Source organism: Dyella sp. PARNA 12/25 (assembly GCF_055702865.1).
Map to the genome: position 1 here is coordinate 267,877 of NZ_JBVQCI010000001.1, position 23,728 is coordinate 291,604.

Annotated in this window: 27 protein-coding genes; 15 read left to right on the plus strand and 12 right to left on the minus strand. The window is 62.8% G+C overall.

Annotated elements, in window-relative coordinates; all coding sequences use genetic code 11:
• Positions 1 to 783 (plus strand): N-formylglutamate deformylase, encoded by a 783-nt coding sequence (hutG, locus tag AC0GUR_RS01175; protein WP_472875630.1) that lies wholly within the window; start codon positions 1 to 3, stop codon positions 781 to 783.
• Between the two features lie 187 nt (positions 784 to 970).
• The gene (locus tag AC0GUR_RS01180) at positions 971 to 1,222 is read left to right on the plus strand and encodes a hypothetical protein (protein WP_472875631.1); all 252 of its coding nucleotides are present in this window, start codon (positions 971 to 973) and stop codon (positions 1,220 to 1,222) included.
• Between the two features lie 143 nt (positions 1,223 to 1,365).
• On the opposite strand, the gene AC0GUR_RS01185 is transcribed toward AC0GUR_RS01180, so the two are convergent.
• From AC0GUR_RS01185 to asnS, 7 genes are all read right to left on the minus strand, one after another.
• Positions 1,366 to 1,785 (minus strand): RidA family protein, encoded by a 420-nt coding sequence (locus tag AC0GUR_RS01185; RefSeq protein WP_472875632.1) that lies wholly within the window; start codon positions 1,783 to 1,785, stop codon positions 1,366 to 1,368.
• Positions 1,782 to 2,450 (minus strand): carbonate dehydratase, encoded by a 669-nt coding sequence (can, locus tag AC0GUR_RS01190; protein WP_472875633.1) that lies wholly within the window; start codon positions 2,448 to 2,450, stop codon positions 1,782 to 1,784. The genes AC0GUR_RS01185 and can overlap by 4 nt, the downstream gene beginning before the upstream one ends.
• A 13-nt stretch (positions 2,451 to 2,463) precedes the next feature.
• Positions 2,464 to 3,915, minus strand: a complete 1,452-nt coding sequence (locus AC0GUR_RS01195; protein ID WP_472875634.1) for an aldehyde dehydrogenase — start codon at positions 3,913 to 3,915, stop codon at positions 2,464 to 2,466.
• 212 nt (positions 3,916 to 4,127) lie between these two features.
• Positions 4,128 to 4,916, minus strand: coding sequence for an SDR family oxidoreductase (locus AC0GUR_RS01200; protein WP_472875635.1), 789 nt, complete (start codon positions 4,914 to 4,916; stop codon positions 4,128 to 4,130).
• Between the two features lie 21 nt (positions 4,917 to 4,937).
• The gene (locus AC0GUR_RS01205) at positions 4,938 to 5,252 is read right to left on the minus strand and encodes a hypothetical protein (protein WP_472875636.1); all 315 of its coding nucleotides are present in this window, start codon (positions 5,250 to 5,252) and stop codon (positions 4,938 to 4,940) included.
• Between the two features lie 37 nt (positions 5,253 to 5,289).
• Positions 5,290 to 6,162, minus strand: a complete 873-nt coding sequence (locus AC0GUR_RS01210; RefSeq protein ID WP_472875637.1) for a hypothetical protein — start codon at positions 6,160 to 6,162, stop codon at positions 5,290 to 5,292.
• A gap of 15 nt (positions 6,163 to 6,177) precedes the next feature.
• Complete coding sequence (gene asnS, locus AC0GUR_RS01215; protein WP_472875638.1) at positions 6,178 to 7,578, minus strand: asparagine--tRNA ligase; 1,401 nt, start codon at positions 7,576 to 7,578, stop codon at positions 6,178 to 6,180.
• Between the two features lie 406 nt (positions 7,579 to 7,984).
• Between asnS and AC0GUR_RS01220 the strand changes: the two genes are divergently transcribed.
• From AC0GUR_RS01220 to alr, 7 genes are all read left to right on the plus strand, one after another.
• Complete coding sequence (locus tag AC0GUR_RS01220) at positions 7,985 to 8,311, plus strand: HesB/IscA family protein (protein ID WP_472875639.1); 327 nt, start codon at positions 7,985 to 7,987, stop codon at positions 8,309 to 8,311.
• Between the two features lie 168 nt (positions 8,312 to 8,479).
• Positions 8,480 to 8,917 carry a 30S ribosomal protein S6 gene (gene rpsF, locus AC0GUR_RS01225; RefSeq protein WP_472875640.1) on the plus strand — a complete coding sequence of 146 codons (438 nt, stop codon included), beginning with the start codon at positions 8,480 to 8,482 and terminating at the stop codon, positions 8,915 to 8,917.
• Between the two features lie 15 nt (positions 8,918 to 8,932).
• Complete coding sequence (rpsR, locus tag AC0GUR_RS01230) at positions 8,933 to 9,163, plus strand: 30S ribosomal protein S18 (RefSeq protein WP_017462785.1); 231 nt, start codon at positions 8,933 to 8,935, stop codon at positions 9,161 to 9,163.
• A 104-nt stretch (positions 9,164 to 9,267) separates the two neighbouring features.
• Positions 9,268 to 9,717 (plus strand): 50S ribosomal protein L9, encoded by a 450-nt coding sequence (gene rplI, locus AC0GUR_RS01235; RefSeq protein WP_472875641.1) that lies wholly within the window; start codon positions 9,268 to 9,270, stop codon positions 9,715 to 9,717.
• 196 nt (positions 9,718 to 9,913) lie between these two features.
• Positions 9,914 to 11,359 carry a replicative DNA helicase gene (locus AC0GUR_RS01240; protein ID WP_472875642.1) on the plus strand — a complete coding sequence of 482 codons (1,446 nt, stop codon included), beginning with the start codon at positions 9,914 to 9,916 and terminating at the stop codon, positions 11,357 to 11,359.
• Between the two features lie 196 nt (positions 11,360 to 11,555).
• A complete protein-coding gene (locus AC0GUR_RS01245) occupies positions 11,556 to 11,723 on the plus strand; it encodes a hypothetical protein (protein ID WP_472875643.1) in 168 nt (55 codons plus the stop codon).
• Positions 11,724 to 11,932: 209 nt separating this feature from the next.
• Positions 11,933 to 13,021, plus strand: a complete 1,089-nt coding sequence (gene alr / locus AC0GUR_RS01250) for an alanine racemase (protein WP_472875644.1) — start codon at positions 11,933 to 11,935, stop codon at positions 13,019 to 13,021.
• A 6-nt stretch (positions 13,022 to 13,027) separates the two neighbouring features.
• Here the strand turns inward: alr and AC0GUR_RS01255 are convergent, their stop codons facing one another.
• The gene (locus tag AC0GUR_RS01255; RefSeq protein ID WP_472875645.1) at positions 13,028 to 13,249 is read right to left on the minus strand and encodes a DUF3079 domain-containing protein; all 222 of its coding nucleotides are present in this window, start codon (positions 13,247 to 13,249) and stop codon (positions 13,028 to 13,030) included.
• 170 nt (positions 13,250 to 13,419) lie between these two features.
• Between AC0GUR_RS01255 and radA the strand changes: the two genes are divergently transcribed.
• On the plus strand, positions 13,420 to 14,802 hold the full coding sequence (gene radA, locus AC0GUR_RS01260; RefSeq protein WP_472875646.1) for a DNA repair protein RadA: 1,383 nt from the start codon (positions 13,420 to 13,422) through the stop codon (positions 14,800 to 14,802).
• Between the two features lie 580 nt (positions 14,803 to 15,382).
• On the opposite strand, the gene AC0GUR_RS01265 is transcribed toward radA, so the two are convergent.
• From AC0GUR_RS01265 to AC0GUR_RS01275, 3 genes are read right to left on the minus strand one after another with little or no spacing between them, the layout of a single operon-like run.
• Entirely contained in the window at positions 15,383 to 15,991 is a 609-nt protein-coding gene (locus AC0GUR_RS01265; RefSeq protein WP_472875647.1) for a glutathione S-transferase family protein, read from the minus strand.
• A 13-nt stretch (positions 15,992 to 16,004) separates the two neighbouring features.
• Positions 16,005 to 16,865 (minus strand): formyltetrahydrofolate deformylase, encoded by an 861-nt coding sequence (gene purU, locus AC0GUR_RS01270; protein ID WP_472875648.1) that lies wholly within the window; start codon positions 16,863 to 16,865, stop codon positions 16,005 to 16,007.
• Positions 16,862 to 17,680: a cytochrome C assembly family protein gene (locus tag AC0GUR_RS01275; protein ID WP_472875649.1), complete on the minus strand. Its 819-nt coding sequence runs from the start codon at positions 17,678 to 17,680 to the stop codon at positions 16,862 to 16,864. The genes purU and AC0GUR_RS01275 overlap by 4 nt, the downstream gene beginning before the upstream one ends.
• 145 nt (positions 17,681 to 17,825) lie before the next feature.
• Between AC0GUR_RS01275 and ffh the strand changes: the two genes are divergently transcribed.
• The 5 genes from ffh (at position 17,826) to rplS (ending at position 21,334) form a co-directional block, all read left to right on the plus strand.
• On the plus strand, positions 17,826 to 19,208 hold the full coding sequence (ffh, locus tag AC0GUR_RS01280; RefSeq protein ID WP_472875650.1) for a signal recognition particle protein: 1,383 nt from the start codon (positions 17,826 to 17,828) through the stop codon (positions 19,206 to 19,208).
• A gap of 141 nt (positions 19,209 to 19,349) precedes the next feature.
• A complete protein-coding gene (gene rpsP, locus AC0GUR_RS01285) occupies positions 19,350 to 19,601 on the plus strand; it encodes a 30S ribosomal protein S16 (RefSeq protein ID WP_472875651.1) in 252 nt (83 codons plus the stop codon).
• A 2-nt stretch (positions 19,602 to 19,603) separates the two neighbouring features.
• Positions 19,604 to 20,119: a ribosome maturation factor RimM gene (gene rimM, locus AC0GUR_RS01290; RefSeq protein WP_472875652.1), complete on the plus strand. Its 516-nt coding sequence runs from the start codon at positions 19,604 to 19,606 to the stop codon at positions 20,117 to 20,119.
• A 33-nt stretch (positions 20,120 to 20,152) separates the two neighbouring features.
• Positions 20,153 to 20,920 carry a tRNA (guanosine(37)-N1)-methyltransferase TrmD gene (gene trmD / locus AC0GUR_RS01295; RefSeq protein ID WP_472875653.1) on the plus strand — a complete coding sequence of 256 codons (768 nt, stop codon included), beginning with the start codon at positions 20,153 to 20,155 and terminating at the stop codon, positions 20,918 to 20,920.
• Positions 20,921 to 20,947: 27 nt separating this feature from the next.
• Complete coding sequence (gene rplS / locus AC0GUR_RS01300) at positions 20,948 to 21,334, plus strand: 50S ribosomal protein L19 (RefSeq protein ID WP_472875654.1); 387 nt, start codon at positions 20,948 to 20,950, stop codon at positions 21,332 to 21,334.
• A 259-nt stretch (positions 21,335 to 21,593) separates the two neighbouring features.
• Here rplS and AC0GUR_RS01305 read toward each other — a convergent pair whose 3' ends face one another.
• The gene (locus AC0GUR_RS01305; protein ID WP_472875655.1) at positions 21,594 to 23,642 is read right to left on the minus strand and encodes an EAL domain-containing response regulator; all 2,049 of its coding nucleotides are present in this window, start codon (positions 23,640 to 23,642) and stop codon (positions 21,594 to 21,596) included.
• Positions 23,643 to 23,728: the final 86 nt, after the last annotated feature.

The following is a 23,728-nucleotide window of genomic DNA, read 5'->3' on the forward strand; positions in this document are numbered from 1 at the left end:
ATGACTTCGCCCTTTACACTCCATCGCGGCACTGCGCCGCTGCTGATCAGCCTGCCGCATGACGGCAGCCACATCCCTGATGACATCGCTGCGCGCATGCAGCCGAATGCGCGGCGTTCGGTCGATACCGACTGGCATGTGGCCCGCTTGTACGAGCCTTTGGCCAAGGCACTGGGTGCGAGCGTGATCCGGCCGGTGGCGTCGCGTTATGTGGTCGACCTCAATCGCCCAGCGGATGGTCAGGCTTTGTATCCGGGACGTCGCGAAACCGGCCTCGTCTCCACCATCGGTTTCGATGGCGAGCCACTTTACCTGGATGGCCATGAGCCTTCGGTGGAGGAAATTCAACGCCGAGTGAATGAGTTCTGGCGGCCGTATCACGAGGCGTTGTCGCAAGAACTTGAACGTGTGCGAGCGGCGCATGGTCACGTAGTGCTGTGGGAAGGTCACTCCATCCGCAGTCACGTGCCGATGCTGTTCGAAGGCCAGCTGCCCGATATCAATGTCGGCACGGCTGATGGCGACAGTTGCACACCGGCGTTGCAGATGGCGCTGCAGGCGGAGCTGGAAGGCCAGTCGCGATACAGCTTTGTGATCAATGGGCGCTTCAAGGGCGGCTATATCACCCGTCACTACGGGCAGCCGGAATCAGGTGTGCAAGCGGTGCAGCTGGAGCTGGCGCAGCTGAACTACATGGACGAAGACAGCTTTGCCTACGACGACGCGAAGGCGACGCAGCTGCAGGGAACGATCAACCGCCTGCTGCAGTTGTGCGTGGCCTGATCGCAAAAAGCTTCGAGCGTTGTTAGGGAGTTGCAATGTCAAGATCTGCGTCGCCGGAATCTTGCATGCAAGCATGAAAATTCCAGTTCCGGCGCGCATGGAAACATGCCATGTTGTTGCCGTCGCGCCGCTCGTGTCGCCGGGTTCCCGGCAGGGTCCGCGACCTATGATTTCGAGGTCTATCACCATGCGTAAGTTCGCGATCGCTTCCCTGCTTGTGGCGGGTGTGGCTCTCTCCGGTTCCGTGCTGGCCCAGAATGCTGCCCCGCAGGCGGCGCCCGCGACTCCGTCGGCGGCTGCCGCCCAGCCGGCCAGCTCTTCTTCGCATCACCACAAGAAGAACAAGTCGAGCAGCACCGGCCAGCCGAAGCAGAAGGGCAGCAAGTCCGCCAAGCGCACGGCCAAGTCCACGCTGCCGCAGACCGAAGCCAGCCACTAAGGCGTTGCTCACAACAAAAGGCCCCGGCGATCACTCGCCGGGGCTTTTTTGTGGAGAAGTGAGTGAAGAGGAGTGAGAAGTGAGAGGGAGCTCGCTTTCGCTTTTCTCCCACTTCCCACTTCCCACTTCTCACTCCTCCCCACTCACTCCTTGAAGTGAGCGACGCACTTCAGTTCGATCGCAATGGGCGTGGGCAGGGCGGTGATGCCCAGAGTCGTGCGGCAGGCGTCCACGCCCTTGAAGTACTCGGCGTAGAGCTTGTTGTAGGCAGGGAAGTCACGCGCCATGTCGGTGAGGAACACGGTGACGTCGACAAGATCTTCCCAGTGCGCGCCGCTGGCTTCGAGCACGGCGCGTACATTGGCGAATACCTGACGGCACTGCGCTTCGATGTCATAGGCGGTCAACGCGCCGCTGCCGTCGTACACGTTGCCGGGAATGGTGTTGCTCCCCGGAGTACGCGGGCCAACTCCTGATAGAAACAGCAGGTTGCCCACGCGCCGCGCATGCGGGTACGCACCTACCGGCGCCGGTGCCTGCTCGGTGCGGATGACATCGCTCATCGATTGAACTCGGGGATGGTGCCCAGGCGCTGCAGAGCGTACTCGTAGGCGGGCTTGAGCTCCTCGCGCGAACTCACATGCATGCCGAGGTCATTCACGTGGCCATCGAACAGGCTGTAGCACCACGCATGCACGGACAGCTTCTGGCCGCGTTCCCAGGCGTCCATCACCATGGTGGTGTGGCAGACATTGACCACCTGTTCCATCGCGTTGAGCTCGCACAGGCGCGCGTTGCGCAGGTTCATCAGGTCGATGGAGGTGAGCAGGGTCGAGTGCTTCTGCGCGACGTCACCGACGTGGCGCAGCCAGTTGTCCACCAGACCGAGGCGACGGTCATCGAGCACTGCCTGCACACCGCCGCAACCGTAGTGTCCGACCACAAGGATGTGTTCGACCTTGAGCACATCGACCGCGAACTGGATGGTGCTGAGGCAGTTGAGGTCGGTGTGCGACACCACGTTGGCGACGTTGCGCTGCACGAAGATGTCGCCGGGCGGCAGATCCACGATCTGCGTGGCGGGCACCCGTGAGTCGGAGCAGCCGATCCACAGGTATTTGGGCGCTTGCTGTTGCGCCAGGCGTTCAAAGAACCGCGGGTCCTGAGCGCGAACGGAGTCGGACCACACACGATTGCTGTCGAGCAGGTTCTGAAGAGGGCTTTTCACGACGACCTTCCCATCAATAACGAATGCAGATGTTCTTGGGCTCGGTGAAGAAGCGCAGCGCCTCAGCGCCACCTTCGCGGCCGAGCCCGGATTGCTTGGTGCCGCCAAAGGGCGTGCGCAGGTCGCGCAGCAGCCAGCAGTTGGTCCACACAATGCCGAAATCCAATTGGGCGCCGAAGCGATGGGCGCGACCCAGGTCGCGCGTCCATACCGAAGCTGCCAGGCCGTAGCCTGTCCCGTTGGCGATGGCCAGTGCGTCGGCTTCGTCCTCGAAGGGAATCAGCGTCACTACGGGCCCGAAAATTTCGTGCTGGTTGGTGAGCGCGTCGCTACCCAATCCCTCGATCACAGTGGGCGCAACGAACCAGCCTTCGGCGCATCGCCCGTCGACGGTGATCGCTTCACCACCACAAAGCACGCGCCCACCTTCGTCGCGCGCTTGCTCGATGCAACCCATGACTTTGTCGAAGTGTTCTTGTGAGACCAGCGCACCGAGGTCGCTGCCGTTCTCGTTCGGGTCACCCACGCGCAAGGCGTTGACGCGTGCCAGATAGCGCGCACGGAAAGCGTCATAGATGGATCGCTGCACCAGCAGGCGTGAGCCGCACAGGCAGATCTCACCCTGGTTGGCGAAGCCTGAGCGCACGATGGTGTCGAGATGGGCATCGCTCAGATCAGCGTCTTCGAACACCACGGCGGGGTTCTTGCCACCCAACTCCAGCGACACCTTTTTGAACTGCAGCGCAGCCACGGCAGCGATGTGCGCGCCGGTGCGGGTGCTGCCGGTGAACGACACCGCTTTCACCGCCTTGTGTTCGACGATGGCCTGGCCCACCGTGGGGCCGCGACCCTGCACGATGTTCAGCACGCCAGGCGGAAATCCCGCCTCGACGCTTAGCTCACCGAGCAGGGCGGCGCTGCATGGTGTGATCTCCGACGGTTTGGCCACCACCGTATTGCCGGCAGCCAGCGCGGGCGCGATCTTCCAGGTGAACAGGTACAGCGGCAGATTCCACGGACTGATACAACCGACGACGCCGAGTGGCTGGCGCAGCGTGTAGTTGATCGCGCCGGTTTCCATCGCATGCGATTCGCTGCTCCAGCCCATGATGGCGGCCGCAAAGAAACGCAGGTTGGAGATGGCGCGAGGAATATCAAGGTTGCGCGCCAGAGCCAACGGCTTGCCACTGTCGCGCGATTCGAGCGCGACGAACTCTTCCATTCGCGCTTCGATCAAGTCGCCCAGCTTGTGCAGCAGTTGGGCGCGACGCTCAGTGGGTGTGGACGCCCAGGCGGAAGCCGCGCGCTGGGCGGCTGCCACGGCATCGGCAACGTCATCAGCGGAGGAGTCGGGGCAGTGTGCGAAGACCTGGCCGGTAGCCGGTTCGAACACATCCAGCCAGCGATCGTTGCGTGGCGCCTGAAGGCGGCCGTCGATCAGGTTGGCGAGGCGCAGGTTTGGCATCGGTGCAAGCTTAAGCCCTGCGAGCCTCAATTGCACCGGACGCAAGCGTATGCATCATGTGACGACACCGGTCCCTTCATGTAGGAGCGCACTTGTGCGCGACCGGCACCTTGGCGATCGCGAGGCCGGTCGGTGGTCGCGATAAACGTGCTCAATGTAGGCCCGATACGCCGCGGTCGCGCACAAGTGCGCTCCTACAGTAGGCCGCGGACTTAGCTGAGCGAGCGCGTGCGCCCGCCATCCACCGCGATGCTGACGCCATTCACATAGGCGGCCGCCGGCGTACACAGGAACGCCACGACCGATGCCACTTCAGCCGCCTCGCCGAAGCGCCGCGCCGGCACGGTGGCCAGCATGCCTTGTGCAATCTCTTCCTCGCTGCGGCCACTGCTACGGGCTTGTGCGGTGAGTAGACCGTCCAGTCGTGCGGTGCGGGTATAACCAGGCAGCACGTTGTTGACCGTGATGCCGTCAGCGGCCACCTCGCCGGCAAGCGTCTTGGCCCAGCTGGCCACCGCGGCGCGCACCGTGTTTGAAACGCCCAGGCCGGCGATGGGTTCTTTTACCGAGGTGGATATGACATTGACGATGCGGCCGTAGCCGCTGGCGCGCATGCCAGGCAGCAACGCCTGCACCAGCGTCTGGCCTGCCAGCAGGTGCTGGCGGAACGCCGCCTCGAAGGCATCCGCAGTTGCCGTATGCGCAGGGCCGCCCGGCGGGCCGCCGGTGTTGTTGACCAGGATCTCGAGCGGATGATCGGCGACGATGTCGACCAAGGCTTCCCGCAACAGCTCGGTCTGCGACATGTCGACCGCGAACCACCGGTGTTGCTGACCGTGGTTGCGGGGCAGGGTGTCGGCAACGGCCTTGAGTGCATCGGCCGAGCGGGATAGCAGGGTAACGCTGGCGCCCAGCGCGGCCAGCTCCGTGGCGCTGGCGCGTCCGATGCCTTGCGAGGCACCACAAACCAGGGCGTGACGTCCGCTCAAATCCAGCTGCATGTCGAGCTCCTTGAAGTGGAATCAGCGCGCGCTGAACTGGATACCCAAGGCGGCAAACCAGCAAAGCCACGCGGCCCAAAGACTGTAGCGCCAGGCCAGGCGCCAGCGGGTGATGGCGTTGTCTTCCAGCGCAGGCAGCACGGGTGAACGCAGCGCCAGCTGCAGGCGCATCCAGGTGCGTACCAGGTTGGTCGGGCGACCGTCCGCTTCGGCAATGATCTGCCATTGTTGCGGGTGCTTGCGCTGCAGTAGCGAGGCAATGCGGTACTGCGCGCCGAAATGCAGCAGGAAGCAGGCGACGCCGGCCATCAATAGCGATAGATAGAGCTGAATCATGCGTGCCTGTCTTTGCTTCTCACAGATGAAAGCGCGTTCATTCCTTGGCGGCGCCGTTGGCTGACGGTGTAGCACCATTGTTGGTGGCGTTGCCAGCTGGTGAAGTGGTCGTGCCCGACTTGCTGCTTTCGCCGATGGTGGGCAGCGGGATCGCATCGCGCAGCGTGTTGAGCACGCCATCGCCTTGCGCCGGCTTGGCGCAGATCGCGTTGTCGACGGCGGACTGATAGGTCTTGTCCATCATGCCGAGCCACACGGTGCCGTCCGGGCCGTGAGGCACCTTGAATGTACCGGTGGTAGCCATCTTCACCGGGGCCTCGGCCGAGAATGCCGCGGGCGACTGCTCCCAGTAGGTGCTGCCGGACTGCTGCTTGGCCGAGCTGTACAGCACGAGATAGCGCGCGCGCTTGTCGGTGATTTCGACGCTGCCGAATGCGCCGGTGCTTTCGTCAGTCCAGCCCATGTGCTCGCACAGGCTAACGTCTTGTGAGGTGATGGGCTGGAACGCATCGTCCAGGATCACCACCGTGGGAGCAAACAGATAACTGGCGCGCAGCCATCGCCCGCTCAGCGCCGACTTGAAAGCGATGCGATAGGGAAACGTCGCCTCGCGCGGCAGGCTGAAGCTCAGGAAGTAGCTGCGATCGCCATTGATGCTGGCCACCATGCTGCCGGGACCCAGTTCGAACTTCTTGGGTTTCCACGGCAGGGTGTTCTGGAACGAGAGGTCAGCAAAGGTGCTGCAGCACGGCGTGGCCTGCTGCAGCGCCTGCTTGGCCTGATCGAGGCTGCTGCGATTGTCTTCCGGTGCCCGCAGGTTGGGTGGCACCAGCGCTTTTGCGCTGTGGCAGCCAGCCGTCAAGGCGGCGGAAATGAAAAGTGCAGTAGCAACGATCAGGCGATAACGCATTTAGTGAACCGTCGATCAGAATTCAGCCGTGCCGGCGGCACGCGGATAGGGGATGGCATCGCGAATGTTGGCGAGGCCGCACACATAGACCAGCAGGCGTTCGAAGCCCAGGCCAAAGCCAGCGTGCGGCACGGTGCCGTAACGGCGCAGGTCGCGGTACCAGCCATAGGTGGCGGGATCGAGGCCGAACTGGACCATGCGACGGTCCAGATAATCCAGGCGCTCTTCGCGCTGCGCGCCACCGATGATTTCGCCAATGCCCGGCGCCAGCACGTCCATGGCGGCGACGGTTTTGCCGTCGTCGTTCAGGCGCATGTAGAAGGCCTTGATCTGCTCGGGGTAGTTCATCACCACCACCGGACGGCCGACGTGCTTCTCGGCGAGGTAGCGCTCGTGCTCAGTCTGCAAGTCGATACCCCAGGCCACCGGGTACTCGAACTTCTGTCCCGACTTCTTGAGGATCTCGATGGCGTCGGTGTAGTCGATGCGGGCGAACGGTTCGGCAATAAAGGCTTCCAGACGGCTGATCGCATCCGGCTGCACGCGCTCGGCGAAGAACGCCATATCGTCCGCGCGCTCTTCCAGCACGGCCTTGAAGATGGCCTTGAGGAAGCCCTCGGCGCAGTCGGCGTTGTCGTTGAGGTCGGCGAACGCGATCTCCGGCTCCACCATCCAGAACTCGGCGAGGTGGCGCGCGGTGTTGGAGTTCTCGGCGCGGAAGGTCGGGCCGAAGGTGTACACCTTGCTCATCGCCAGGCAGTAGGCCTCGACGTTGAGCTGGCCGGACACCGTCAGGAAGGCCTCGCGGCCGAAGAAATCCTTGCGGAAATCGATCTTGCCATCCGGCGTGCGCGGCAGGTTGGCCAGGTCCAGTGTGGACAGGCGGAACATGTCGCCCGCGCCTTCGGCATCCGACGTGGTGATGATCGGCGTGTTGATCCAGAAGAAACCCTGCTCGGTGAGCCAGCGGTGGATCGCCATCATCATGGTGTGGCGCACGCGCGTCACCGCGCCGAACAGATTGGTGCGCGGGCGCAGATGGGCGACTTCGCGCAGGAACTCCATGGTGTGCGGCTTGGGCTGGATCGGGTACGTCAGCGGATCATCGACAAAGCCGGTGACCTCGACCTTCTCAGCCTGGATCTCGAAGCGCTGACCCTTGCCCTGCGAAGGCACCAGCGTACCGGTAACGATCAGGCCGGCACCGGTGGTGAGGTGCTTCACCTCGTTCTCGACATTGGCCACTTTGTCGGTGACCACGGCCTGGATCGGGTCGAAGCAGGAACCATCGGTGACATTGACGAAGGACAGACCGCCCTTCGAGTCGCGGATCGTGCGCACCCAACCGCGCACCGTGACGACACTGCCGGCTTCGATATCACCGGAAAGGGCCTGCTTGACGCTTACCACCGTCATGGATTGAAACTCCTGCTGGGCGCCGCATATCGGACGCGTAAGTAGAATAGGGATGCCCGAATCGCTTTAGCAAAGGTGGCATGTCGCCCAGAACGCACACAGGGTGTGAGGCGCGGCGCCGTGCAGGCTGGCCGCCTGGTCAAGCCGTGCGTCACGGCCTGTGTGCGTTCTGGGCGACACCCGAAGGGCCGCTTCTGTTTGCCCGCAGCTCCGCGCCGCGCCAGCTTGACAGGCAACCAGCCTGCCGGCGCTGGCGCAGCACGCATCTGCGGGCAAACAGAAACGGTGACACCTTTGCTAATGCGATTCGGGCATCCCTAGCATGATAATGTACGTTTCATTCAGGTAGCGACCCTTCGCGCCCCTTTTCCGACCATCGAAGCATCCACGTCGTCCAGTACCGTCCATGACCATCACCATCACTCCCGCTGCCAGCGAACGCATGCGCTCTTTCCTTGCCGGTACGCCCGGCGCCGCAGGGGTGCGCTTTGGCGTCAAGAAGACCGGTTGCTCGGGTTTCGGCTATGTGGTCGATCTCGCACAGTCGGTAGGCGAGGGTGACGAGATGCTGAATGTGGACGGCGTGCCGCTGATCGTCGACGGCAAGAGTCTGCCCCTGATCGATGGCACCGTGATCGATTTCCAGCGCCAGGGCCTCAACGCCAGCTTCGTGTTCCACAACCCCAACGCCACCGGCGAGTGCGGCTGTGGCGAGAGTTTCACCGTAGGCTGAGACGCCTGACGGTAGGGCTGGCTGTCATCTGCTTGCCCCAAACCGCTGAATTCCCTTACACTTCCGCTTCTGTCCACGCCCAACAGGCTTGGATGGAACCTTGCCTCACCGCATAGGGCGGGAGGCTGCGAGGCCATAACGGCCGCATCCACAAGGAGTTACCCCAAGATGTCCCTGCGACATTACGAAGTTGTGTTTCTGGTCCACCCTGACCAGAGCGAGCAGGTCCCGGCGATGATCGAGCGCTACAAGGCGCTGATCGAAACCGACGGCGGCAAGATCCACCGCCTGGAAGACTGGGGCCGCCGCCAGCTGGCCTACCCGATTGTGAACCTGGCCAAGGCTCACTACGTCATGCTCAACATCGAAGTCAGCCAGAACGCGCTGAACGAGCTGGAGTCGGGCTTCCGCTTCAACGACGCCGTGCTGCGTCACCTGGTGATTCGTCGCGACGAGGCTGACATTGAGCAGTCCTTCATCCTGAAGTCCAAGGAAAAGGATGACGCCAAGTCCTCGCGTCGCCGCGATGACGACAGCGACGGTGAAGAGCGCGGCAACCGCCGTGACCGCGACGACCGCGACAACGATCGCGACAGCGACGACTGATCAGGAGCCTAAGCCATGTCCAAGTTCTTCCGCCGCCGCAAGTTCTGCCGCTTCACCGCTGAAAAGGTGAAGGAGATCGACTACAAGGATCTCAACACGCTGCGCCAGTACGTCACCGAGAACGGCAAGATCGTTCCGTCGCGCATCACCGGCACCAAGGCTCGCTACCAGCGTCAGCTGGCGACCGCCATCAAGCGCGCTCGCTTCCTGGCTCTGCTGCCGTACACCGACAACCACGACGTCTGATCGTGGGGCGCGCCGGGTGGCAACACCTGGCGCGCCGTCGAACTCTTCGGACAACCGTCCACGGCTGCGCCGGGCCCATCCGGTGCTAACGAAAAGGAACCATCATGCAACTGATTCTTCTTGAGAAAGTCCGCAACCTCGGCAACCTTGGCGACAAGGTCAATGTGAAGCCGGGTTACGGCCGTAACTACCTCCTGCCGCAGGGCAAGGCCGTGCCGGTCAACGCCGCCAACCTCGAAGCTTTCGAGAAGCGCCGCGCTGAGTACGAAGCCAAGGCTGCTTCGCAGCTGTCCGGTGCTGAAGGCCGCAAGGCCAAGCTGGAAGGCGCTTCGGTGACCATCACCGTCAACGCCAGCCCGGAAGGCAAGCTGTACGGCTCGGTCGGCCCGCGCGAAATCGCCGAGGCCCTCGAAGCCGCTGGTCTCGAAGTGCACAAGAACGAAGTGATCCAGGGCGAAGGCCCGATCCGCCACACCGGCGAGTTCGAAGCCGTGATCGCGCTGCACGCCGACGTGCAGACCCAGATCAAGGTGATCGTGGTCGGCGAGAAGTAAGCCGCCCGATCGCTCGCGATACCCAGACGGGCGCCTTCCGGCGCCCGTTTGCTTTTGCAGGTTCGTACCGGATTTATCCACAACGAACCACAGCTTATCCACAGAGTTATTGTCTCGTCGCCTGAGATGGCGCCGCGTATGCTCTGTACCCAACGTCACGCCGCCGGCAAGCACCGGCCTGCTGCGAGGAATCGCGATGTCCTTCGTTTCCGATCCTTCCGACCGTTCCGAGCGCTCCGAGCGTCGGGGACGCGGTGGGCGTTCCGAGCGCAAGCCCGCGCCTTCGTTCGATGCGCTGCGCGTGCCGCCAAATTCAATCGATGCCGAGCAGGCGGTGCTGGGCGGCCTCATGCTGTCTCCCGACTCGCTGGACAAGGTGGCCGATCGCCTGAGCGAGCAGGACTTCTATCGCAAGGACCATCGGCTGATCTGGCGCGCCATCACCGAGCTTGCCGCCAAGGGCATGCCGTGCGACGCGGTGACCTTGGGTGACTGGTTCGAGGCCAACGGCCTGGCGGAAATGGTGGGTGGTGCTGCCTACCTGATCGAGCTGGCGAATACGACGCCCAGCGCGGCGAATATTGCGGCGTACGCCGAAATCGTCCGTGAGAAGTCGGTGCTGCGCATGCTCATCGACGCGGGCACCGGCATTACCGAAGACGGTTATCAGCCCGAAGGCAAAACCGTGCAGGAAGTGCTTGAACGCGCTGAGCAGGCGGTGTTCAAGATTGCCGAGTCGGGTGCACGTGGCAAGAAAGATACCGTGTCGATGCGCGAGGCCGTCAAGGACGCCTTCCGCATTCTGTCCGAACGCTTCGAAAACAAGGGCCAGCTAACGGGCGTTTCCACCGGCTTTTCGGATCTGGACGAGCTCACCTCGGGTCTGCAGCCTTCCGACTTGATCATCGTCGCGGCGCGCCCGTCGATGGGTAAGACCGCGTTCTCGGTGAACATGGCTGAAGCAGTGGCCATGCGAGGCAAGAAGGCCGTGGCCATCTTCTCGATGGAAATGTCGGCCTCGCAGCTGGCCTTCCGTATGATTTCCTCAGTGGGCCGCATCCATGCGCAGCACCTGCGCAATGGTGACCTCGCCGAGGAAGACTGGCCGCGCGTCACCAACGCTATCGCGTTGCTGTCCGAAGCCAAGATCTTCATCGACGATACGCCCAGCCTCTCTCCCGTGGAGATGCGCTCACGTTCCCGTCGACTGCATCGCGAGCACGGCGGCCTCGGCTTGATCGTGATCGACTACCTGCAGCTGATGCAGGTGCCGGGCATGAAGGAAAACCGTGCAACGGAAATCTCCGAGATTTCGCGCTCGCTGAAAGGCCTGGCGAAAGAACTCAATTGCCCGGTGATCGCGCTGTCGCAGTTGAATCGCTCGTTGGAACAGCGCGCCGACAAGCGACCGATGATGTCCGACCTTCGCGAATCCGGCGCTATCGAGCAGGACGCGGACGTGATCATGTTCATCTACCGCGACGAGTACTACAACAAGGAATCGCCCGATAAGGGTCTGGCCGAAATCATTATCGGCAAGCAGCGTAACGGCCCGACCGATACAGTGAAGCTCACCTTCCTTGGTCACTACACCAAGTTTGAGAACTATGCGCCGGATTCGTTTGTCGGCGCGTTCGAGTAGTGTGATTCCGCGCGACACGGATGCATGACGTGATCGTGATCTAGCGAAACCGTCGCTGTATGGCTGGCGGCTGCATACACGTGACATCGGTGAGGTTCATGCTCACCGGCGCACGCTTCGGGTACGTGTTCACTCGCAAGCCTTGTGCGTGGCTGCCATGAACGGACTACTACCTGCTTTGACATTGGGTTGCTGCATGCTCCTCGCGGGCTGCGGCGGTGGCCCGCGCGTGGTGCAGAACAACAACGAGTCATGCGGCAAGCAGATGACCGACTTGCAGGAAGCGCTGGATTCCGGCGCGATGACCCAACACGAATATGACAAGGCCCGACGAGTCGCTCTGAAACGCTGCGATACGCGCTGATGGAGGGATGCCCATCGGCGTAGCAGAGCGGCGCAGATTGCCCTGAGAATGCCATGTGAGTGGCCCAGGGGCGCCGTGCTGGAGGGGTAAGGTATGTGCAACGAGGCGACCAGTGCCGGCAGGGACTGTTAAGCTCTGTCACGCTTTGGGCTGGTCAGCCCGCACTCCCATCCACTTCTATCGCGTCGTTGCCACGACGCCAAGCAGGCATGAGTCGCACCACTGTCGCCACCATTCATCTGGGCGCGCTGCGCCACAATCTGGCCCGCATCAAGGCGATGGCTGCACCCGCCAAGGTGATGGCGGTGGTCAAGGCCGATGCTTATGGGCATGGCCTTGAGCGCGTGGCGCGTGCGCTGGATGGTGACGCGGACGCCTTTGCAGTGGCTGCGCTGGGCGACGGGTTGCGCCTGCGGGCGGCGGGACATCGCCAGCGTATCGTGGTGTTGTCAGGCCCCGACCGCGCCAGCGATATCGCCGAGATGCAACGCCTGAATCTCGATGCGGCGATTCATCACGAAGACCAGCTGCAATGGCTGCGTGAGGCATCGCCTGCGCGCGGCCTGTTGCGCGTATGGCTGAAGGTGGATAGCGGCATGCATCGTCTGGGCTTTGCGCCCGAAGCGGTGTCGTTTGTGCATGCACAGTTGGCCGCGATGTCGGGCATCGATCCGGAAATTGGCCTGCTGACGCATTTCGCGGAATCCGAAGTATTCGACGGCACGCAGACGCCAGCGCAAATACTGCGCTTTGCCGAGGCAACGCAGGGCTTGCATGGACCTCGCTCGCTGTCCAACTCGGCGGCTGTGCTTGGCTGGGCGGATGCGCGTGGCGACTGGGTGCGTACGGGCGGCCTGCTTTATGGCCTGTCGGTGGTGGACGGTAAGACCGGAGCGGACTTTGGTTTCCGTCCGGCCATGACGCTGAGCACTCGCCTGATTGCCATCAATCGGATCGGCAAGGGCGAGCGCATTGGTTACAACGGCACCTGGAGTTGCCCGGAAGATATGCCGGTAGGTGTCGCCGCCGTCGGTTATGGCGATGGTTATCCGCGTAGCGCGGTAGCGGGCACGCCCGTGCTGGTGGGCGATCAGCAGGTGCCGCTGATCGGCAGGGTGTCGATGGACCTGATCACGCTGGATCTCCGCGACGCACCGCATGCGAAGGTCGGCGATCGCGTGACGCTGTGGGGGCCGGGGTTGCCGGTTGAGATCATCGCCACCCAGGCGGGCACGATCTCCTATGATCTGACTTGCGGCATGACCAAGCGGGTGTTGTTCGTCGAGGACGAAAACTGAGCGCCTTCAGGCATCCGTTTTTCCGGCCTTGCTTTTGGCCTTGGCGACCTCGTCCGGATCGAACCCCCAGTCACCTTGCTCGAGCCAGTCGTCACCGAGCATTTCGATAGGGTGCGGTGTGCGGCCCGAGCCATTGCCGCAGGCCAGGGAGTCAGCGGCGCAGTACTTGTCGCAGCCCCAGCAGATACGCTCGGGGTGCTTGGGAAACAGTGCGATTTTCTTTGCCATGTCCGGGCCGAAAGGTGAGGCACCGGTCATGGAAAGTAGCAAGTTGGCGATGATCCGCTCGTGATCTAGGGCAAAAGCGCCTCATTTTGTGGTCATCCGCTGGCGTCTCGCCGATTGCGATGGCGCCCGGCTAAGCTTGGCGCTACTCGCGACATCATCAGGAAACATGCATGGCCAAAGCCAAAACCGCCTATGTCTGCGCCGACTGCGGCGCGGAGCATTCCAAGTGGCAAGGCCAGTGCCTGGAATGCAATGCGTGGAACACCCTGAGTGAAATCGTGCTCCAGCCAGCCGTGAAGTCGGCGGGCGCAGCACGCAGCACGACTGGCTATGCAGGTGCTGCAGGCGGCTCACCCAAGGTCACGCCGCTGACTGCCGTGGCGTTGAACGCGGAAACACGCACGCTTACCGGCATCGGTGAGCTGGATCGCGTGCTCGGTGGCGGCCTGGTGGATGGTTCGGTGGTACTGATCGGCGGCGATCCGGGCATCGGCAAATCCACCCTGTTGTTGCAGATGCTCGGCACGCTGGGCGTCCAGATGAGCAGCGTCTATGTCACCGGCGAAGAGTCGCTGGCCCAAGTCGCCGCGCGTGCGCAACGCCTGGATCTGCCGCTGGCGCCGCTGCATGCGCTGGCGGAGACCTGCATCGAGCGCATCATCGAGCAGGCGCTGAGCACTCGCCCGCGCGTGTTGGTGATTGACTCCATCCAGACCATCTGGACTGAATTGCTGACCGCTGCGCCGGGCTCCGTGAGTCAGGTGCGCGAATCGGCCGCCAAGCTCACCCGTTTTGCCAAGGAAACCGGTACCTCGGTATTCCTGGTGGGTCACGTGACGAAGGAAGGAGGCATCGCCGGTCCGCGCGTGCTCGAGCACATGGTGGATGCCGTGCTGTATTTCGAAGGCGAGTCCGGTAGTCGCTTCCGTGTGCTTCGCGCCTTCAAGAACCGCTTCGGCGCGGTCAACGAGCTAGGCGTGTTCGCCATGTCGGAGAAGGGGCTGCGCGAAGTGCCCAATCCGTCGGCGATCTTCCTTTCCGCACACAGCGGTCCGACCTCGGGCAGTGCCGTGATGGTGACGCGTGAAGGCACGCGCCCATTGTTGGTAGAGGTGCAGGCGCTGGTGGATCAGTCCTCGCTGGGCAATCCGCGTCGCGTGGCGTTGGGTCTTGAGCAGAATCGTCTGGCAATGCTGCTGGCAGTGCTGCACCGGCACGGTGGTGTCGCCGCGTATGACCAGGATGTGTTCGTCAACGTCGTGGGTGGCATTCGTGTGCAGGAGACTGCGGCAGATCTGCCGGTGTTGTTGTCGGTGCTGTCCAGTCTGCGTGACCGGCCATTGCCGGAGAAAACCATCGCGTTTGGTGAGGTGGGTTTGTCGGGGGAGATTCGGCCGGTGCCGAATGGTGAGGAGCGCTTGAAGGAAGCGGCGCACCATGGGTTCCAGAAGGCCATCGTGCCCAAGGCGAATGCGCCGAAGAAGGGGAAGGTCGGGGAGATGGAGGTGGTAGCGGTGGAGAGGTTGTCGCAGGCGATCGATGCGTGCCGCTAGTTAGCTCTATTCCCTCTCCCCTCGGGGGAGAGGGTTGGGGTGAGCCCCGGAAAGGGGATAAAGGTCGAGTCCTTGCGAAAACGCATATTCCCCTCACCGTCATCCCAGCGGAGGCTGGGATCCAGTGACTTTGCTTTTGGCTTTGGTTAAGTGTTCCCGCCAGCGTGCCGCCTACGCGGCGGGCGTTTCGATCGCCTGCCGGCGCTCGAGTCACTTTTCTTTTGCTGGCCCAAAAGAAAAGTAACCCAAAGAAAACGGCCTTAAAAGCGGGGCTGCCTTAGCGTCGTGATTAATAAGAGCCTTGCAGTCCGCGAAGCCCGGATCGTCACGATCGCCCGGCACGCGGTACGGCTACGCCGCAACGCGCTACAACGCAGAGGACTTAAAGCGGTGCAATGCTCCGTGCTCCGTGCTCCGTGCACCCTCTCCCCTATTGGGAGAGGGTTGGGGAGAGGGGGCCATCTAGCCCCACCGTTTCATCCTTGCCGTCACCCCGGCGTAGGCCGGGGTCCAGTAGCTCCAGTTTCCGGTTTTAGCGATATTGCGAACGCGTCACTCGCGACGCGAATCTCCAGAGCAATTACGTCGCCGGCAACGCCACAAAATCCGGATGCTTCTCCGCATACTGCGAGAACGCCACCAAGCGCGGATACGCCTTCGCATCAATCACGTCCGCCGTTACCAATTGCGTAAAGCCCCACGCGACAGCGATGGAGATATCCGCCTGGCTCGGCTCGTTACCGAACAACCAGCCTTCAACACCTTCCAGCTCACGCTCGAGAATGTCGTAGGCCGCTCGCAGCTGCCCTTGCACGCGCGCCATCCAGCCGGCGTCGCGCTTGTCTTCATCGCGCTTGTGCTCGTAAACGATCTGCACGCTCTTTTCGCTGGCTGCCAACGCAACGCCGGTGAGGCGCAATGCACGTAGACGCGCTTGCGGTTCGTTTGGCGTGAGGCTCGGGCGGTCGCTGATGGACTCGGCCCAGTCAATAATCAGCCCGGACTCGGTCAGTAGCGTGCCATCGCCCAGCACCAGCGTCGGTGCTTTGACCAGTGGATTGAGCTGGCGGAATTCGTCGTAGTTGCGGAACACCGACCACGCGCGGTGGGTAAACGGGACACCCAGCAACCGCAGCGAAATCGCTGCACGGCGGACATAGGGTGAGTCGAGCATGCCGATCAGTTCCACGAATGCCTCCAGGTTACGAATGGAAAACCACGGTCTTGCCGCCGTTGAGCAGCACGCGGTCGTCGAGATAAAGCCTCAGCGTGCGGGCGAGCACGCGGCGTTCGATATCGCGGCCGATACGGATGAGGTCGTCCGGTGTATCGGCATGCGTGACGCGCTCGATGTCCTGTTCGATGATCGGGCCTTCATCGAGGTCGGCGGTGACGAAGTGGGCGGTGGCGCCAATCAGTTTGACGCCGCGGCGGTGCGCCTGGTGGTACGGGCGGGCACCTTTGAACCCTGGCAGGAACGAGTGGTGGATGTTGATGCAGCGGCCTGCCAGTCGCGTGGCGACATCGGGCGATAGGACCTGCATGTAGCGTGCTAGTACCACTAGATCGACCTTGCTCTGTTCGATCAGCGACCAGAGTGCGGTTTCCTGTGCTGCTTTCCGATCTCTGCGCACGGGCAGGTAGTGGAAGGGAATCGCATCAAAATCCAGATGACGATACGTCTCGATCGGGTGGTTGGCGACGATGCCCGCGATCTCCATCGGCAACTCGCCAATGCGCCAGCGATAGAGGATGTCTGCCAGGCAGTGGTCAAACTTCGATACCAGCAACATCACTCGTCGACGCTGCGCGCGATCGCGCAGCGTCCATTGCATGGCGAGTGAGGGGGCGAAAGTCTCGAGGCCGCTGCTCAGTTCCCCAAATGAAAGCGCTGCACTCTCAAACACCAGCCGCATGAAGAAGCGGCCCGTTTCGGCGTCGCCGAACTGTTGCGCTTCGAGAATGTTGCAGCGATGCGAGGCCAGGTGGTTCGACACCGCCGCCACGATGCCGGCGCGATCCGGACAGGACAGGGTGAGAACAAACTGGCGGCCGACGGTCATGGGCTGCGGTGGAGGATCAACTCAAGCACGGCCTTGGTGCCGAAGAAGGCAAGCAGCAATACGCCCATGCCGAACAATGTGAGATTGACGGCGCTGCGGCCGCGCCAACCATGTCGCCAGCGTCCATAGAGCAGCGTGCCGAACACCAGCCACGCAATGATCGATAGCACCGTCTTGTGGATCAGGTGTTGGCCGAACAGGTTATCGACAAACAGGATGCCGGTGAGCAGGGTCAGCGTCAGCAGCAGGAAGCCGGCGCCAATCAGGCGGAACAGCAGCATTTCCGTCAGCGTCAGCGGCGGCAGCGCCCGCAGCCAGGGTCCGAACTGGCGGTGACGGAGTGCGCGCTCCTGCACGGCGAGCAGAATGGCCAGCGCCGCGGCGATCGACAGTACGCTGAAGGCGAGCAGGGCCACGGTGACGTGCAGCTTGATCTGCCACTCCAGCGCCTCGGGTGAGGTCGTGGGCGCGGCGAAGGTGTCCACTCCAAGCAGCAGGGCGGTGAGCGGGAACACGATCACGCCCAGCGCAGCCACCGGGCGCGACAGGTTCACGACCAGCGTCAGCGCCGAAACCACGCAGGCGACCAACGACAGCGCTGCAAAGAAATGCAGGTCGAGTGCACCACGATGGGTACTCAGCAGGATGCTGGCGTGGATCAACACAGCGGTGCCCGCCAAGGCCAGGGCCATGCGGCTCAGGGGTTGTCCGCCACTCAACAACGGTCGCGCCAGCCCAGCGGCAGCGGCGAGATAGAGCACGATGGCGAGCAGGGCAAAGACGATGGTGACGGCCATAGCGGGCGAGTGTGGCATGGGGCTTTTGGGGTGGGTAGTGGGGGCGCGTCGTTGTGCCGTGTGGTGAGCCCTTTTGCAGGCATGTGACCGGGGCGGACTTGCGTCCCCACCACAGGACCCCCATCCCGCTATAATCGATTGTTTCCGCCCACCGGCCTGATCCATGTTCGAGTCCCTCAGCCAACGCCTCTCCGCCACCGTCAACCGCTTGCGTGGCCGCGGTCGCCTGACCGAGGAGAACATCCGCGAATCGCTGCGCGAAGTGCGCATCGCCTTGCTGGAAGCCGACGTCGCCCTGCCGGTGGTGCAGACGTTGATCGAGCGCGTCAAGGTGCGCGCGGTGGGTCAGGAAGTGCTCAAGAGCCTGTCGCCGGGCCAGGCACTGGTGAAGGTGGTCAGCGACGAGCTGACCGCGCTGATGGGTACCGCCAATACCGAACTCAACCTTGCCCAGCAGCCGCCGGCCGTGGTGCTGATGGCTGGCCTGCAGGGTGCCGGTAAGACCACCACGGTCGCCAAGCTCGCCCGCTTCCTTGCCGAGCGCAAAAAGAAAAAGGTGATGGTGGTGAGCTGCGACGTGTACCGTCCGGCCGCTATCGAACAGCTGCGCACGCTGGCCGAGCAGGTGGGCGTGAAGTTCTTCCCGTCGGAAGCGGGCCAGAACCCGGTCGATATTGCGAAGAACGCCATTGCCGCTGCGCGCCGCGAAGTCGTCGACGTGTTGCTGGTCGACACCGCTGGTCGCTTGCACGTGGACGAGGCGATGATGGCGGAGATCAAGGCGCTGCACGCCGCGATCACCCCGATCGAAACGCTGTTCGTGGTCGACTCCATGACCGGCCAGGACGCGGCCAATACCGCCAAGGCATTCGCAGAAGCGCTGCCGCTCACCGGCGTGGTGCTGACCAAGACGGACGGTGATGCGCGCGGTGGTGCGGCGTTGTCGGTGCGTTATGTCACCGGTCGCCCGATCAAGTTCCTCGGTGCCGGCGAAAAGACCGATGCGCTCGAGCCGTTCCATCCGGATCGCGTCGCGCAGCGCATTCTCGGCATGGGCGACGTGTTGTCGCTGGTCGAGGAGGTGGAGCGCAAGGTCGATCAGGAAAAGGCGCAGAAGCTCGCCGAGAAGGTCATCAAGGGCAAGCGCTTCGATCTCAACGACATGCGCGACCAGCTCGAGCAGATGACCAACATGGGTGGTCTCGCTGGGCTGATGGACAAGCTGCCGGGCGTTTCCAGTCTGCCCGAGAACGTGAAATCCAAGGTCAACGACGGCGAGATCAAGCGCATGGTCGCGATCATCCAGTCGATGACCAAGAAAGAACGTCGTCATCCGGACCTGCTCAACGGCTCGCGCCGTGCCCGTGTGGCACGCGGTTCGGGCACCCAGCCGGCCGACGTGAACCGTCTGCTCAAGCAGTACATGCAGATGGAAAAAATGATGTCCAAGCTCTCCAAGGGCGGCTCGAAGGGCCTGCTGCGGCAGATGCGTGGCGCCATGAAGGGCATGGGCGGTATGGGTGGTGGTTTCCCGCCGATGCGCTGAGTCTGAACGGCCTGGCCGGTGTTTTTGGCCGGATTTGCCTGTCAGCTCTTCCTTTTTCCTCAAAATTCATTAAAATGCCGCGTTTACCGCGCACGGTCTCGTGCGTGCTGCCGGCATCCGGCAACTCTGGAGCTTTTACTTATGGTCAAGATTCGTCTTTCGCGCGGCGGCGCCAAGGGCCGTCCGTTCTACCACATCGTTGTCACCGATCAGCGCAACAAGCGCGACGGTCGCAGCATCGAGAACGTGGGTTTCTACAATCCGGTTGCTTCGGGCAAGGACAAGCGCCTTGAGCTGAACGTTGCCCGCGTGCAGGAGTGGGTTGGCAAGGGTGCGCAGCTGAGCGACAAGGTCGCCGCCCTCGTCAAGGAAGCCGGCAAGCAGGCTGCCTGAGTATGACGGCAGCCAGTCGGCGCGTCCTGGTCGGGCGCATCGTCGGGCTGTACGGCGTGCAGGGCTGGGTCAAGCTTGAATCCTGGACCGAGCCCCGCGCGAAGATCTTCACTTACCAACCCTGGCTGCTGTCTTCGGCGCCGGGTGTGGAAACGGAGATCACGGGAGTAAAAGGTCGTCCGCAAGGCAAAGGGCTCATTGCCCAGTTGCCCGACGTGGATGACCGGGACACAGCAGCAGCCCTGATTGGGCAGGACATTTATGTCGCCCGCGAGCTGCTGCCACCTCCCGGCAAGGATGAGTACTACTGGGTCGACCTCGAAGGTCTTGAGGTCGTCACCACGGAAGGCGTGGCACTGGGGCGGGTCAGTCACCTGTTCGCGACCGGCGCCAACGATGTCGTGGTGGTGAAGGACGGTCCGCGTGAGCGGCTGATTCCGTTTATCCAGGGCTCTTATGTGCGTTCGGTGGATTTGTCCGGCGGGCGCATGGTGGTGGACTGGGATCCTGAATTCTGAGCGCGCCCTGCGCTGCCAAATGGGTTGAGGATCATGCGCATCGATGTCGTCACGTTGTTTCCCGACTTCATGCGTCAGTGTGCTGCGGTAGGTGTGGTGGGGCGGGCCCAGCAGCGTGAGTTGCTGCAGGTGGAAACCTGGAACCCGCGCGACTTCGCCAACGACAATTACCGCACCGTGGACGGCCGCACCTGTGGCGGCGGACCCGGAATGGTGATGCTTATTCAGCCTTTGCGTGATGCCCTCAAGGCCATGCGCGAGGCCGCACCGGAACCGGTGCATGTGATCTACCTCAGCCCGCAGGGTGCGAGGTTGACGCAGGGACGGGTGGAAGCGCTGGCGAAGCTGCCACGCATCGCCTTGCTCTGCGGGCGTTACGAAGGTGTGGACGAGCGCCTGCTGGCGCACGAGGTCGACGAGGAGCTCTCCATCGGCGATTATGTGCTGTCTGGCGGTGAGTTGGGTGCGGCAGTGATCATCGATGCCGTGGGCCGCTTGCAGGACGGTGCGTTGAACGACGCGCAGTCGGCGCAGCAGGATTCGTTTTCGGACGGACTGCTGGATTGCCCGCACTATGCAAAACCGGTGCATGACGCACTGGGCGACGTGCCGGATGTACTGCTTTCCGGTGACCACGCGGCCATTCGCCGCTGGCGCCTGAAGCAATCGCTGGGACGGACCTGGTTGCGACGTCCCGACCTTTTGGCGCAGCGCGCGTTGGATGCAGAATCCCGCGCGCTGTTGGATGACTTCCGCCGCGAGCATGCTCAGCAGTCGCGGCACGACGATACGGCCCATTAAGGGCACAGTGAATAGACAGGTGTTGCCATGAACAAGATCATCGAACAGTTCGAAGCCGAGCAGATCACCCGCCAGCTGCCGGAGTTCGGCCCTGGTGACACCGTGGTGGTCAACGTGAAGGTGAAGGAAGGTAACCGCGAGCGCGTTCAGGCGTTCGAGGGTGTCGTCATCGCCAAGCGTAGCCGCGGTCTGCATTCGGCCTTCACCGTGCGCAAGATTTCGCACGGCACCGGCGTGGAGCGCGTGTTCCAGGCTCACAGCCCGGCCATCGACTCGCTGGAAGTGAAGCGCAAGGGTAAGGTGCGTGGCGCCAAGCTGTACTACCTGCGCAATCTGGAAGGCAAGGCTGCTCGCATTAAGGAAGACGTTGCTGCTGTCTCCGCTGCCAAGGCTGCGAAGAAGGCTGCTCAGTAATTCGAGCAAGTCAATCCGATACAAGAAAACCCCGCGGAGTGATCCGCGGGGTTTTTTGTGCGCCCCATGTCATCACTGACCTTTTGTAGGAGCGCACTTGTGCGCGACCGGCCACGCGCCCGGTTGGAAGCGGTAGCTCCCCCACGCTAGAAGTGAAAAAAAGCCCACCAGGATTGGCGGGCTTTTTCATTGGCAGCGTTGCTGCACTGCCTGTCGCGCACAAGTGCGCTCCTACAGGGAGCGACGCGGATCTTAAGGTTTACATCAATCGCTGCGGCTCCTGCAGGAAGTTGCCCTGCACAAAGTCCACGCCACAGGCGAAAAGCAGCGAGGTGCTGGCGGCGTCCTCCACCCATTCGGCAATGGTCTGCTTTTTCAGCTCGCGTGCCTGGCGGCAGATCTCGGCCACCTTCTTCTGGCTTTCCTGCTGCTGCGGCAGGTCGGCCATGTAGCTGCGGTCGATTTTCAGGTAGTCGGCGTCGATGTGGTTGAGCAGCTGGAACGAGTTGAGGCCAGAGCCGAATTGCTCCAGTGCAAACTGGCCGCCCAGCTTCTTCCAGGACCTGATGAATTCCTGAGCCGGGCGCAGCGACGTCACCACCTTGCTCTCGGTGGTTTCCAGCACCAGCTTGCCGTGGGTGAGGGCGGCAAGCCTCAGGCGTTCGCCAAGCCATGGCAGCAGTTCGGAGTCCTCCAGCGAGCCGGAGGTCAGTTTGACGAAGAACGTGGTCGGAACACCTGAGCGTTCGCGCGTCTTCAGGTGCTCGATGGCCTGGTTCAGCACCCAGCGGTCGATAGACGGGGTGAGGTTGTGTTTCTCGGCAATCGGCATGAAAAAGCCGGGCAGAACCTCGCCCTGCGGGCCGTTGAGGCGTAGCAGGATTTCAGAGAACTCGCCCTCGGCGTCCTGAAGGCTGATGGACTGCTGGTGGTAGAGCACGAAATCGTTCTGGATAAGCGCCTGCTTGAGTACACCGAGCCAGTACCGCTCGCGCTCTTCGTCGGCCTTCTCGCGGGCGGCCGGATCGTGCAGATCGATGCGGTTGCCGCCCTGGCTCTGTGCGTTGCGCAGCGCCTGGCTGGACTGGTTGAGCAGCAGTTCGGTGTTGGCGTTCTTTTCGCCCAGCAGGCTGCCGCCGATGCTGGTGGTGACCGTGATAGAGCGGGTGCCCAGGTCGAAAATGCCACCGGCAATAGCCTGCTGCAGGTTGGCGATCCAGCTCTTGATGTTTTCGTCGTTGCGGGTATGCAGCAGCACGCCTACGGTGTGCTCGGCCAGCAGGCCGGCTGTGTCGTGTGCGCCGAGCACGCCTTCCACGCGGTTGGCGAAGGCGGCCAGCAGTTCGTCGGCTTTGGCCAGGCCAATGCCGGCCACGATGGACTGCCAGTTGTCCGGTTCGATAAGCAGCAGTGACTGGCCCTTGGTGCCCTGGGTCGCGGCGGCAACGGCCTGGTCGATGCACTCGAGCATTCGCGCGCGATTGAACAGGCCGGTCACTTGGTCGCGCTGCAGCTGCTCGATGACGCTGGCGTCGATCTTCTGGCGGCGGAACACCACCTGCAGGCAGGGCTCGCCTTCGAACATCGCGTGGGCGAATTCCACGCTGGCCTTGAAGCTGGTGGCGTCAGCGCGCCGCGCCTGCAGCTCGAGTGGCGCACTGGGCTTTTCGCCGCGCGAGAGGCCTTTGAGGGTGCTCTTGAAGTCGTCGGCGTCGCCGGGGCCGATCATGTCCAGCACCGGCAAGCCGAGCAGGTCGTCGAATTCGGTGTAACCGAAGGTGTCGAGGTAGGCCTGGTTGGCGCGAACGTGCATGCCTTCGTGCACATAGGCGATGGCGTCGGTGGATGAATCCAGCAGGGCGTCGCAGCGCCGCTCCGATTCGCGCAGTGCCGCTTCCAGGCGGCGCAGTTGCCGGCGGGCATTGAGCGCCTCGAACTCGCGCTGGATCACCGCCATCAGCTGCTTGGGCTGCGGCCGAAGCGCCACGCTGCGCGCGCCACCAACAAACAGCTCGGTGATGGTGGCGTTGTCCACCTGGCCAACCAGGGCGATCAGCGAAAGATCGCGGCCATGGGCATCGAGCAGGCGCGACACTTCGCGCAGCTCCAGGGTGCCAATCGCCGGGTCGAACAGAACGATATCGGGGCCCAGCTCATCGAGGGCGGCCGTGATCTGGTCAGCGCTGGTCGCCCGCGCGGGGCGCACGGCGATGCCGCTGTTGCGCAGCAAGCTGATGATCTGTTCCGCGTCTTCGACTGACTTCTCAATGAAAAGGATCTTGATGACCAGGTCAGTTTTTGTGGGCACGTCGAGCTATCCGTTGTTCGCGCTGCAGGAGATTGAGCTGCCATCAAGGCAGGGCGCGGGCCATCCGTGGTTTTAGCGGATTCCGC